Annotated in this window: 12 protein-coding genes and 1 tRNA gene; 6 read left to right on the top strand and 7 right to left on the bottom strand. The window is 67.8% G+C overall.

Annotated features, from left to right (window positions below; genetic code table 11):
- Window positions 1-259 precede the first annotated feature (259 nt).
- A complete protein-coding gene (gcvA, locus tag ABC728_RS19535; RefSeq protein WP_416618506.1) occupies window positions 260-1,225 on the bottom strand; it encodes a transcriptional regulator GcvA in 966 nt (321 codons plus the stop codon).
- 131 nt (window positions 1,226-1,356) lie between these two features.
- Here gcvA and ABC728_RS19530 point away from each other — a divergent pair, with 131 nt between their 5' ends.
- On the top strand, window positions 1,357-1,563 hold the full coding sequence (locus tag ABC728_RS19530; protein ID WP_416618505.1) for a hypothetical protein: 207 nt from the start codon (window positions 1,357-1,359) through the stop codon (window positions 1,561-1,563).
- A gap of 13 nt (window positions 1,564-1,576) precedes the next feature.
- On the opposite strand, the gene gor is transcribed toward ABC728_RS19530, so the two are convergent.
- The 4 genes from gor to ABC728_RS19510 all read right to left on the bottom strand — a co-directional run bounded on the left by gor (window position 1,577) and on the right by ABC728_RS19510 (window position 6,623).
- Window positions 1,577-2,944 (bottom strand): glutathione-disulfide reductase, encoded by a 1,368-nt coding sequence (gor, locus tag ABC728_RS19525; RefSeq protein ID WP_416618504.1) that lies wholly within the window; start codon window positions 2,942-2,944, stop codon window positions 1,577-1,579.
- Window positions 2,945-3,139: 195 nt separating this feature from the next.
- Window positions 3,140-3,922, bottom strand: a complete 783-nt coding sequence (cysQ, locus tag ABC728_RS19520; RefSeq protein ID WP_416618503.1) for a 3'(2'),5'-bisphosphate nucleotidase CysQ — start codon at window positions 3,920-3,922, stop codon at window positions 3,140-3,142.
- Window positions 3,923-3,929: 7 nt separating this feature from the next.
- Window positions 3,930-6,260, bottom strand: a complete 2,331-nt coding sequence (locus ABC728_RS19515) for a xanthine dehydrogenase family protein molybdopterin-binding subunit (protein ID WP_416618502.1) — start codon at window positions 6,258-6,260, stop codon at window positions 3,930-3,932.
- Window positions 6,261-6,353: 93 nt separating this feature from the next.
- Window positions 6,354-6,623 carry a BrnA antitoxin family protein gene (locus ABC728_RS19510; RefSeq protein WP_416618501.1) on the bottom strand — a complete coding sequence of 90 codons (270 nt, stop codon included), beginning with the start codon at window positions 6,621-6,623 and terminating at the stop codon, window positions 6,354-6,356.
- Window positions 6,624-6,810: 187 nt separating this feature from the next.
- On the opposite strand from ABC728_RS19510, the gene ABC728_RS19505 reads away from it, so the two are divergent.
- Window positions 6,811-7,518, top strand: a complete 708-nt coding sequence (locus ABC728_RS19505) for an SOS response-associated peptidase (protein ID WP_416618500.1) — start codon at window positions 6,811-6,813, stop codon at window positions 7,516-7,518.
- On the top strand, window positions 7,515-8,054 hold the full coding sequence (locus ABC728_RS19500) for a thermonuclease family protein (protein WP_416618499.1): 540 nt from the start codon (window positions 7,515-7,517) through the stop codon (window positions 8,052-8,054). The genes ABC728_RS19505 and ABC728_RS19500 overlap by 4 nt, the downstream gene beginning before the upstream one ends.
- 70 nt (window positions 8,055-8,124) lie before the next feature.
- On the opposite strand, the gene ABC728_RS19495 is transcribed toward ABC728_RS19500, so the two are convergent.
- A tRNA-Val gene (locus tag ABC728_RS19495) sits at window positions 8,125-8,199 on the bottom strand.
- Between the two features lie 185 nt (window positions 8,200-8,384).
- On the opposite strand from ABC728_RS19495, the gene ABC728_RS19490 reads away from it, so the two are divergent.
- Window positions 8,385-9,209, top strand: a complete 825-nt coding sequence (locus ABC728_RS19490) for a DUF3108 domain-containing protein (RefSeq protein WP_416618498.1) — start codon at window positions 8,385-8,387, stop codon at window positions 9,207-9,209.
- A gap of 13 nt (window positions 9,210-9,222) precedes the next feature.
- Here the strand turns inward: ABC728_RS19490 and gph are convergent, their stop codons facing one another.
- Complete coding sequence (gene gph / locus ABC728_RS19485; RefSeq protein WP_416618497.1) at window positions 9,223-9,900, bottom strand: phosphoglycolate phosphatase; 678 nt, start codon at window positions 9,898-9,900, stop codon at window positions 9,223-9,225.
- A gap of 85 nt (window positions 9,901-9,985) precedes the next feature.
- Between gph and glmU the strand changes: the two genes are divergently transcribed.
- Both glmU and ABC728_RS19475 read left to right on the top strand, forming a co-directional pair.
- On the top strand, window positions 9,986-11,347 hold the full coding sequence (gene glmU / locus ABC728_RS19480) for a bifunctional UDP-N-acetylglucosamine diphosphorylase/glucosamine-1-phosphate N-acetyltransferase GlmU (protein ID WP_416618496.1): 1,362 nt from the start codon (window positions 9,986-9,988) through the stop codon (window positions 11,345-11,347).
- Between the two features lie 163 nt (window positions 11,348-11,510).
- Complete coding sequence (locus tag ABC728_RS19475) at window positions 11,511-11,738, top strand: hypothetical protein (RefSeq protein WP_416618495.1); 228 nt, start codon at window positions 11,511-11,513, stop codon at window positions 11,736-11,738.
- Window positions 11,739-11,842: the final 104 nt, after the last annotated feature.

The following is an 11,842-nucleotide window of genomic DNA, read 5'->3' as shown; positions in this document are numbered from 1 at the left end:
CGCCGGAGGCATCCGGTCAGCAGGACCGGTATACCAACTTGCGATGAGTAGAACTCATCGCAAGTTGGTCCGGCGGCGACTGCCACAGCACCGCTCGTGCGGCGTCGCCCGCGCCAACGAATGTTGGCGCGGGCAATTGAGGGTGGTGACCAGAACCTATAGGTTCTGGTCACCGCAAAATAGTATAAGGGGGCCGGGGCGGCAACGTCCCGGCCCTTTCCTTTTCACCGGCCCCATGGGAACCGGCGCGGGACCGGCATCAGGCCGAGAGGCGTGGACCCGTCAGGCCGATATTGAGAACACCGCCCAGCGCCCCGCACTGGCCCGTGCAGGCCGCCACCTCCGACAATATCCAGTCGCGGAAGGCCTTGATCTTCGGTTCTTCCGCCCGCCGCTGGCTGCTGACCAGCCAGTAGGACCGTTCGGTCGACAAGATCAGGTCGGGGAAAGGCTGGACCAGCCGGCCGGACACGATATCCGCTGCGAAGAAGGCCGGGCAGACCAGCGCCACGCCCTGGCCCATGACAGCGGCCTGGCCCGTGATGGACTGCACATCATATTGCGGGCCGCCGCGCAGCCTGTCGACCGCCACGCCGGCCAGGGCGAACCAGCCGTGCCAATAGCGGACATCGTCCACCTGATCGTAATCCAGCAACGGCAGGCCGGCCAGATCGGACGGATGGCGGATGCCGCCCGCCCGCTCGGCCAGGACGGGGCTCAGCACCGGTGTCAGTGTATAGTCGATCAACCGTTCGGCCCGCGTACCGGGCCATTGCCCCTTGCCGGCACGGATGGCGATGTCGAACCGCCCGTCCAGATCACCCAGCGCCACCGAACTGTCCAGCCGCACGGCCAGATCCGGGTGACGCAACTGGAAATGACCCAGCCGCGGCACCAGCCAGTGCGAGGCGAAGGTGGACAGGGTGGTGACGGTCAGCACCTTGTCCTCCGCCGCGTCGGTCAGCTTGTACATCGTGGAGCGGATGCGGTCGAAGGCATCCTGCACCGCCCCCTGCAGCTCCACCCCGGCGGCGGTCAGCTCCAGCCGGCGGGTCAGGCGCCGGAACAGATCCCGGCCGATATGCTCCTCCAACTGCCGTATCTGATAGCTGACGGCGGCCTGGGTCACGGCCAGTTCATCGGCGGCACGGGTGAAGGACAGGTGCCGCGCGGCCGCTTCAAAGGCCCGCAGCGCGTTCAAGGGTGGCAGCCGCTTGTCCATCATCCCCCCATGCACAAAAACAGCTTTTGCATCCTATCCGGATTACTCGTTTGTCGTCCAGGCTGGTTTCAGCGAAATTCGGGGTGTGACAGCGACCCGTGCATCCGCCGCGGTCCGGATAAGGAATAGCGATAATGCAAAAGCTGGATTTGGCCCATGGGGCGGCATCGCCGCTCCAGACCCCCTCCCTTGCCTGCACCGTGCCGCCTTCCCGGCGGGCAACGGCCCTGGCCGGGCTGGCCGGTCAGTTGCACCTGGTGCTGACGGAGCTGCTGGCCGGTGAAAGCTACCGCACCGGCATCCCGCCGCACCTGCATCGCGACGTGGGCCTGGGGAAATAGCCGGCACGCGCGCTCAGGTCGGGTCGGGCGACTTCGTGCGCATGGTGACGAACTCCTCCGCCGCCGTGGGGTGCAGGCCGATTGTATTGTCGAAATCCTGCTTGGTGGCGCCGGCATTCATGGCCACTGCCACACCCTGGATCATCTCCGGCGTATCGGCCCCGACCATGTGGCAGCCCACGACCTTCTGCGAGGCACGGTCGACCACCAGCTTCATGAAGGTACGCTGGTCACGGCCCGAAAGCTGATGGCGCATGGGCTTGAAATTGGACCGGTAGACATCGACCCCGCCGGGCAGGCTGTCGCGGGCCTTTTCCTCCGTGATGCCGACGCTGGCAACGGGGGGCAGGGAGAAGACGGCCGTGGGGATATTGTCATAATTCACATCGCGCTGCCGGTCGCCATAGAGGCGGTCGGCCAGCACATGCCCTTCGGCCAGGGCCACGGGGGTCAGGTTCACGCGGTTGGTGACGTCACCCAGGGCATAGATGCCGGGAACGGAGGTCTGGTACTGGTCATCGACCTTGATGGCCCCGCCACCGTCCATCTCCACGCCCAGCGCCTCCAGCCCCAGCCCCTGGCTCATCGGCTTGCGGCCGATGGCATAGACCACGGCATCGCATTCCAGCGGCGTGCCATCGGACAGATGCGCGATCAGCCCGCCTTCCACCTTCTCGATCCGGTCGATGATGGCGTGGGTGCGCAGGTCGATGCCGGCCTTGCGCATTTCGTCCGCCGTGAAGTCGCGCACATCCTTGTCGAAACCGCGCAGGATCTGGCTGCCGCGGTAAAGCTGCGTGACCTTGGCACCCAGGCCATTGAACAGGCTGGCGAATTCCAGGGCGATATAACCGCCGCCGGCCACGACGACGCGGCGCGGAAACTCCTTCAGATAGAACACCTCGTTGGAGGTGATGCCATATTCCTTCGCCCCCGGCTGGTCCGGCAGCTCCGGCCAGCCACCCGTGGCAATCAGGATGCGTTCCGCCGTCACGCGCCGGCCGTCCACCTCCACCGTGTGGGGGCCGACAATGGTGGCCCGTCCTTCGAAGATCGTCACACCGGCCCCCTGCAACAGGTGGCGATAGATGCCGTTCAGCCGGGCGATCTCCTTATCCTTGGCGGCGATCAGGGCTTGCCAGTCATGGATGGGCTTGCCGACCCGCCAGCCGAATCCGGCCGCATCTTCCAGCGCCTGGCCATATTCCGCGCCATACACCAGCAGTTTCTTCGGCACGCAGCCGACATTGACGCAGGTCCCGCCGAAATACCGCTCCTCCGCCACCGCCACCCGCGCACCGTGACCCGCCGCGATGCGCGATGCTCGCACCCCGCCTGAACCGGCCCCAATGGTGAACAGGTCGAAATCATACTGGGCCATGGCGGAAATGTTCCTCAAGGTTGGTGGCTGTCGCCGTGCATATGGGATCGGATCAGGGATGGCCGCAAGGGCGGGGCCGGGTTGCGGGGCCGGCAGGACGGGTGGGGACCTGCCAATCCGTCCCGTGCCGGGTGGCTGGTGCGCCGACGCGGGCGCGGGCCACCAACAAGGGTCATCTGTCCATGACCCCGGATTTCACGCCCCGCCCCAGGCCACGAAATGGGGGTTCAGGAAGGTGGGTGCCTTGCCATAGGGGAAGGCTTCGCCGTCCAGCAGCGTCAGGCTGCCGCCCGCGCCCAGCAGCACGGCATGACCGGCCGCGATGTCCCATTCGCAGGTGGGGCCCAGGCGGGGATAGACATCGCCCACGCCTTCCGCCACGCGGCAGAATTTCAGCGAGCTGCCGGCCGCCACCCTTTCCGCCACGCGCCGGCCGGTCAGGAACGCCTCCACCGCCGCATTGTCGGCATGGCTGCGCGATGTCAGAACCGTCAGGCCCCGGGCTGGCACGGCGCGCACGGCGATGGGCGCGTCCGGCTGCCCGGGCTGGCCGCGCACCGCCGTGCCGGGGCCGGCTGCGGCATAGACCGTCCCGTCCACAGGCAGCATGACAACGCCCAGTACGGGCTCCCCGCCCTCGATCAGGGCGATGTTCACCGTGAACTCGCCATTGCGCTTGATGAACTCCTTGGTTCCGTCCAGCGGATCAACCAGCCAGAAGGTGCCGCCGCTGATGTCGGGAATGCGGCCGGCCGCCACCTCCTCCTCCGTCACGACGGGGATATCAGGGGTCAGGGCGCGCAGGGCGGCCAGGATGATGGCGTCGGCCTCGTTGTCGGCCGCGGTCACGGGGCTGCCGTCAGCCTTGGCCGTGGCGGCGGCTCCGGCGGCGTAATGGCGCAGGATGGCGCGGGAAGCCTGTTCAGCGGCCGCACGCACGGCCGGCAGCAGGCCAGCCCGTTCTTCTGTCGTCGTCATGGGTTCTTCACGCCGCGCGGGCGGCCCCGGATTGGTTGATCAACCGCCACAGCGTCTCCGCCGTGGCCGGCATGTCGATATGGGTGACACCATGGCCGGACAGCGCGTCGACCAGGGCGTTGATGATGGCCGGGCAGGCACCGATGGCCCCCGCCTCGCCGGCGCCCTTCATGCCCAGCGCGTTGGTGGCGCAGGGAACAGGCCGCAGCGCGAAATCGATCATGGGCAGAAGATCGGCCCGCGGCATGGCGTAATCCATGAAGGACCCCGTCAGCAACTGGCCGCTGTCGGGATCGAACCGGATCAGTTCCAGCAGCGCTTGGCCCGCCCCCTGGGCGATGCCGCCATGCACCTGACCCTCCAGCAGCAGCGGGTTCATGACCGTACCGAAATCATCGACGACGGTGTAACGCTCGATGCGCGGCACGCCCGTTTCGATCTCCACCGAGATTTCCACGACATGGGTGCCGTTGGGAAAGGTTTGGGCCGGCGGTGCCCAGCGGGCCTTGGCCCGGAAGGCCAGGCCGTCGGCATCGGCCGGGGCGGCGGCGGCCACCTCGCGGAAGGAGGCGAAGCGGTTGGTTCCGGCGACGGCAAAGCCGCCCCCCTCCCCCGTCACCTCGAACCGCACCTCCTCCTCCGGCGCTTCCAGCAGGCGGGCCGCGATGGGCGTGGCCAGCTTGATGACGCAAAGCGCGCCGTCCCGCACGGCCACCCCACCCACCGGCACGCTGCGCGACCCGCCCGTGCCATAGCCGAAGCTGATCACGTCGCTGTCACCCTGCACCACGGTGACCTGTTCGGGCGCGATACCCAGCATTTCGGCGATGACCTGGCTATAGGCTGTCTCATGCCCCTGGCCGTTCGACTGCGTGCCGATCAGCAGCCGGACCGACCCGTCCGGGCCGATCAGCAATTCGGCCTGTTCCGGCGCACCGCCGGAACAGGCTTCGATATAGGTGGCGATGCCCAGGCCCAGCAGGCGTCCCCCGGCCAGGGCCTGGGCCCGCCGGACCGGGAAGCCGTCGCGGTCGGCGCGCAGCAGGGCGGCATCCAGCGTGCCGGCGAAATCCCCGCTGTCATAGACATGGTCCAGACCGGTGGCATAGGGCATGGCCGATGCCGGGATCATGTTGCGGCGGCGGAATTCCGCGGGATCGTCGCCGATCTCCCGCGCCGCCTTGTCGATCAGCCGCTCGACCAGATAGGCCGCCTCCGGCCGGCCGGCCCCGCGATAGGCGTCCACGGGCTGGGTGTGGGTGAACACCCCCCTGACACGGGCGTATATGGCCGGTATGCGATAGACGCCGGACAGCATCCGGGTCTGCCCCTCGGTCTGGATATAAGTGGCGAAGTTGGAAAGGTAGGCGCCCATGTTGGCGATGATGTCGGCCCGCAGGCCCAGGATGCGCCCTTCCGCGTCCAGGGCCAGTTCGGCACGGGTGATATTGTCGCGGCCATGGTCGTCGGACAGGAACGCTTCGGACCGGCTGCTGGTCCAGGCCACGGGCAGGCCCAGCCGCCGCGATGCGAAACAGGCCAGCACATATTCGGGATAGCAGAACAGCTTCATGCCGAAGCCGCCGCCCACATCGGGGGTCACGACGTGGAAATTCTCCTTCGGCTCGGCAAAGGCGGCGGCCAGCAGGCCGCGCATGTCATGCACGCCCTGGCTGCCCAATGTCAGGCGTGTGCGACCCGTCGTCCCGTCATGCCGGGCCAGACAGGCCCGCCCTTCCATCGGGTTGGCGGACAGCCGGTTGTTGATCAGATCCAGCCGCACGATGCGGGCAGCCGCGGCAAAGGCCGCATCGGCCGCTGCCGCATCGCCCTTCTCCCAGTCAAAGCAGAGATTGCCGGCCACGCCACCATGCACCTGTGCGGCACTGCCCAGGGCGGCGGCCGCATCGGCCACGGCGTCCAACGGTTCGTAATCAACCATCACGGCTTCCGCCGCATCCATGGCGGCGTTCAGGTCGTCGGCCACGATGAAGGCCACCGGCTCCCCCACATGGCGGACGAAGCCATCCGCCAGCACGGGCCGGTGCTGCATGGCCAGCCTTGTACCGGGACGTACCTTCAGCGATGCGACGCAGGGGATGGGCCGGATGCCGGCCTGTGCCAGATCCGTGGCCGTGATGATGGCCCGCACGCCCGGCATTGCCAGCGCGTCGGCAGCGTCGATTCCATGCAGTGCGGCGTGGGCATGCGGGCTGCGCAGCACATAAGCGGCAAGCTGCCCTTCCACCCGCACGTCATCGGTATAGCGCCCGGCCCCACGCAGCAGACGCGCATCCTCGGTACGGGAAACAGGCTGTCCGATACCGAACCTGGTCATGGGCGCGTTCTCCTGGGACTGACGCGACGCAAAGGGAGCGCGATCATAGGCCATGGAACGTGCGGGGCAACAGGTTGTTTTAAGCGGGGCCGGCTACTCGCCGTCATCCTGACTGTCGACATGGTCGCGCAGCACAGCATTCATCCGGGCCTGCCAGCTCCTGGCATCCCCGCCATTGCGCTTGAACCATTCGATCAGGTCGGCGTCCAGCCGCACCGTGACATTGGTCTTTTCCCGCCGCACGGGGCGCAGGGACGTACCGGCATCGCCCCACAGGCGACGTTCCCGGTCGCGTGGTTCGTCAAGGCCCAGAAGGGCGGCCCTCTCGGCCGCCGTCAGCAGAACTCCCGATGGAAAAGACAATGCTACCTCCCGCCGGCATCGGTTTCCCGGCCCTGTTCGCATGATGCCCCTTCCCTTCAACGATGGAGTCTACAGCCGGTTCCATTTCCCTGCCTGTGACATTTCTCACACGTTTTTGCATGGAAACGCCTGCCGCGTCCGGCCGCTTGCTGTAAACTGCCTCTGAAGCGAGGTTGGGAGCGGTGGCATGTGCGGGCGTTTCGTGCAGAAGAACCTGAAGGATCTGGCCCAGGCATTCGATGCGCGGCTGCGTGCCGACCTGCCGGCCCGACTGCTGGCTCCCCGCTATAACATCGCTCCCACGGCGGAAATCGGGGTGATCGGACTGGACCGGGCGGGGGTGCGATCGGCCACCGCGATGCGCTGGGGCCTAGTGCCAGGCTGGGCCGATGATGCCACGGGGGCCGCCCGCATGATCAATGCGCGCAGCGAGACGGCGGCCGAGAAGCCGTCCTTCCGCGAGGCCTGGCGGCACCGCCGCGCCGTGATCCCCGCCGACGGCTTCTATGAATGGCCCCAGCAGGGCGATCGCAAACAGCCCTGGTTCGTATCCCGTGCCGATGGCCGACCCATGGCCTTCGCGGCATTGTGGGACATCTGGCGCGGCGGGGAGGCACCGCTTTTCACCTGCTGCATCCTGACGACCGCCGCCAACGATGAAATGGCGCGCGTGCATGAACGCACGCCGGTGGTGCTGGCCGACGAGCAGGCCATTCACCGCTGGCTGGACCCGGCCACGCCGGAGATATCCCGCCACGGCCTGATGCGGACCCCGGCCAATGGCAGCCTGCTGCTGCGGCCCGCCACACCGCTGGTCAATGCCGTGCGCAATGACGGTCCGGAACTGCTGGAACCGGTGCAACGCCCGGCCGCTGCGGGCGGGGTCCTGCTGTGAGGGCGGCCGCAGGAACCCTGCTGGCCGCCCTGCTGCTGGCCATGCTGCCCGCAGCGGCACAGGACAAGGCCGATGCCCCGACGCGGGGCATCGGCACGGCGCTGGAAGGCGATCTGGTCAGTGTCAAGGGCCAGGAATTCAGGCTGTACGGCATCGACGCACCGGACAAGGGCCAGACCTGCGTCAATGTGAAGGGCCGGGAATATGATTGCTTCTCCCTGTCGAAGGAGGTGCTGCGCCGCCTGATCAACGACCGGGAGATCGAATGCACGCCCCATGGCAAGTCACCGCATACGGGACCCAAATTCGCCATCTGCCGGGCAGAGAACGGGGACGACCTGGCCTTCGCCATGGTCCAGCGCGGCTATGCCCTGGCTTATCGCGCCCTGTCACCAGCCTATATCTCGGTGGAGGCGCGGGCCATCTCCTACCGGCGGGGCCTGTGGGCCGGACGGGTGGAGCCGCCCTGGCTGTGGCGGTCGCGGCAAACCGCCGAACAGTTGCAGCAGATGCGCCGGCCCGCCCCCCAGCCATGAAGACGGGAAAGCCCGAAAAGCGAAAAAGCCGCGGGCACGGGGGCCAGCGGCTTTTCAGGAACCGAGAGGATGGTGGGCGCGGCAGGGATTGAACCTGCGACCCCCGCCGTGTGAAGGCGATGCTCTCCCGCTGAGCTACGCGCCCATCCGTCGTCGGTGGAGCGGGCTTATAAAGGGGGTGTACCGGACCTGTCAAAGGGAAAATTCGGGCCGGTGCCGATTTTCTTCACCGCCCGCCCGCGGGAACCCGGCCGCGGCACCTTGCAGCCGGCCCTGCCGTGATCCATCTTGAAACCATCGCCGCCCCCATCATTGGAAGGCCGAACCGATATGCCGACCCCCGCCGCCGCCCGCCCCGCACTGGCCGCCGCCGCCCTGTTGATGCTGACCAGCGGCGCGACCGCGCAGGAGGTGGCCGAACCCGGCGGCCTGATGCTCGTCTATTCCGTGCATGTCGGGGGATTGCATGTGCTGGATGCCAGCGCACACATGGACATGGATGATGACGGCTACCATGCCGGCCTGTCGATGCAGACGGAGGGTATCCTGGGGCGCATCGCCAGATGGAAGACCGATGTTCGGGCCCGCGGCGACCTGGCGGCCCCCCTGCCCCGCCCCCACCAGTTCACGGCACATGGCAGCTGGCGGGACGAGCCGAGGCTGACCACGATGGACTATACCCCGGACGGCACCCCCACCCTGACATTGGCCGATCCGGCGCCGGAGAAGGACCGGGAGCCGGTGCCCGCCGCCTTGCGGCAAGGGACGGTGGACCCCGTCAGCGCCATCGTGGCCGTGCTGGACCGGGTGGCACGGACGGGCGACTGTGATTTGACCGTCCCCGTCTATGACGGGCGTCAGCGCTACAACCTGATCTTCGCCACACGCGGGCAGACGGTGCTGGAAGCCAGCAGCCTGTCCGTCTATGCCGGGCCGGCCACGGAATGCACCGCCCGTTACGAACCGCTGGCCGGCCGCTGGAAGGAGAACCGGCCCCGCCGGGAGCGCGGCGGGGACAACCGGCGTGACACGCCCGTGACGCTTTTCATCGCCCCCGCCGTGGAAGGGGGCCCTCCCGTACCCGTCCGGCTGGAGGCCGACAGCAATCTGGGGGCCGTGAAGCTGCACCTGTCATCGGTACGCCAGCCGGGCTGAACCGCTTCCCCCATCAGGCCAGACGGGCCAGAGCGGCCGGCAGGTCCGCGAAACGGTCGATGACGGCATCGGCACCCAGATCGGCCACGGACATGCGCGGATAGCCGTAGGACACGGCTACCACCGGAACGCCCGCGCCGCGCGCCGCGGCCACATCATTGGCATTGTCCCCCACCATGACGGCCCCGTCCGGCCCGACACCCAGCCGGTCCATGACCCAGCGGAGCGGGGCCGGGTGCGGCTTGCGCTGGGCGACCGTGTCGCCACCGGCCACGGCATCGAACAAGGCGGCCAGCCCCAGTTCGGCCAGCAGGTCCCGGCTGATGCCGGCCGGCTTGTTGGTACACAGGCCCAGCCGGTGGCCGGCATGCCGCAATGCCGCCAGGGTCTCCGTCACCCCCGGGTAAAGGCAGGCGGGATCAGCCGGCAGGGCACCATAAAGGGCCAGGTACCGTTCCGTCATGGAAGGCAACGCCTCAGCCGGCAGGGACGGGCCCGTCGCCGTGAACGCCTGGTCGACCAGGCGGGCGGCGCCATCGCCGATCATGGCCTTGACCGCGGCCAGCGGCAATTCCGGGCGGCCCTGCCCGGCCAGCAGCCGGTTAAGGGCCAGGGCGATATCGGGGGCGCTGTCGATCAGGGTGCCGTCGAAATCGAAGATCAGGGCGGGAAACCGCATGGTCACGTTCATCTTTCTTGCCGTTCCGCTTGGCCTGGCCGGGGGGCCATGTGCTACACCGGCCAGAATAGCCAACCAGCCGACCGGCCCGCCACCCATGACCGCACGTCCGCTTGCCTGCATCATCCTTGCCGCCGGCAAGGGTACACGCATGAAATCAGCCCTGCCCAAGGTGCTGCACCCGCTGGGCGGTCGACCGATGGTCGCCCATGTGATGGCCGCCGCGCAAAGCCTGTCGCCGGAGCGCATGGTCATCGTCGTCGGGCCGGGCATGGATGATGTGGCGGCAGCCGTCGCCCCGCACCCGACCGTCGTGCAGGAACGGCAGCAGGGCACGGGCGATGCCGTCATGGCCGCCATGGGCGAACTGGCCGGCTTCACGGGCGATGTGCTGGTGCTGTACGGCGATTCGCCGCTGATCACCCCGGCCACCCTTTCCGCCATGGTCGCGGCGCGGCGCGGACCGGCGGACCCGGCCGTGGTCGTCCTGGGCATGCGGCCAGCCGATCCCGGCGCCTATGGCCGCCTGATCCTGGGCGCCGGTGGCGGGCTGGAACGGATCGTGGAATTCCTGGACGCCACGGCCGACGAACGCGCCGTAACCCTGTGCAATGCCGGCTTCATGGCCTTTGACGGTGCCCGCATGGCCGGCCTGCTGGCCGGTATCGGCAATGACAATGCCAAGGGGGAATATTACCTGACCGATGCCGTCGCCGTGGCCCGCGCCCGCGGCCATGCCTGCGCCGTCGTGGAAGGCCCTGTGGAGGATACGGCCGGCGTCAACAGCCGGGCCGAACTCGCGGGGATCGAGAAAATCTTCCAGGCCCGCCTGCGCCGGGCCGCCATGGACAATGGAGCCACGCTGCTGGATCCCGACACAGTCTATTTCGCAGCCGACACGGTGCTGGGCCGTGATGTGACCATTGGCCAGCATGTCGTGTTCGGCCCCGGCGTGACCGTGGCCGACGGGGTGGAGATCAAGCCCTTCAGCCATCTGGAAGGCGTGGTGGTGCGAAAGGGCGCCATCATCGGCCCCTATGCCCGGCTGCGGCCCGGCAGCGACGTGGGCGAAGGGGCCCATGTCGGCAATTTCGTGGAACTGAAGAATACCAACCTGGGGCCAGGCGCCAAGGCCAACCACCTGACCTATCTGGGTGACAGCGACGTGGGCGGTGGTTCCAACATCGGTGCCGGCACCATCACCTGCAATTATGACGGGGTGCTGAAGCACCGGACCCGCATCGGGGACGGGGCTTTCATCGGCACCCATTCCACGCTGGTTGCCCCCGTCAGCATCGGTGACGGGGCCTTCACCGCGGCCGGCAGCGTCATCACACGGGAAGTGCCGGCCGGTGCCCTGGCCATCAGCCGCGCGCCCCAGCAGGAAAAGCCCGGCTGGGCCCCCCGTTTCCGCGCCGCCAAGCTGGCCTTGAAAGCCAAGCTGGCCCGCAAGGAGTGACAATATTCCCGGTGACCGGGTCGGTCACCGGGGGCCTTTCTATCCCAATGCCCCGATCCCGTCACAAACTCGCCCCCCGACCGGCACATCGCCGTTAAGAGGGCGACAATCATTGCACGCTACAATCTTCCTATCCTGAACAGGGCAAGCGGGGGAGGTGGCAATGTCCCGGATCATGGACAAGGCATATGCGGTCAAGGACCGCTTGCTGACGGTCATCCTGTGGGCCGGCCTGCTGGCCGCCGCCTGGTCGCTTCCCGTGCTGGACCGTATCCAGGCCCATGCCGAACGGGAGAGGATGCAGTCGGGCTATTACTATACGGCCCGGCTTCCCGCCGATGCCCAGCGGGCCGCGGCACAGGATGAGCGGCAGCCCGAAGCCCGCCGCTGACGCCATCACCATACTCCCGACGGCCCGCCCCCTGACCGCGTGGCGGATACCGGCCGCGTTCGGCTTGAACTGTTTCCCCCCAAAACACATCAATCGATAAGGCC

It is taken from the genome of Niveispirillum fermenti (genome assembly GCF_052474395.1).
Note: the sequence above shows the minus strand (reverse complement) of the source record. Positions and strands in the feature narration are given on the sequence as shown.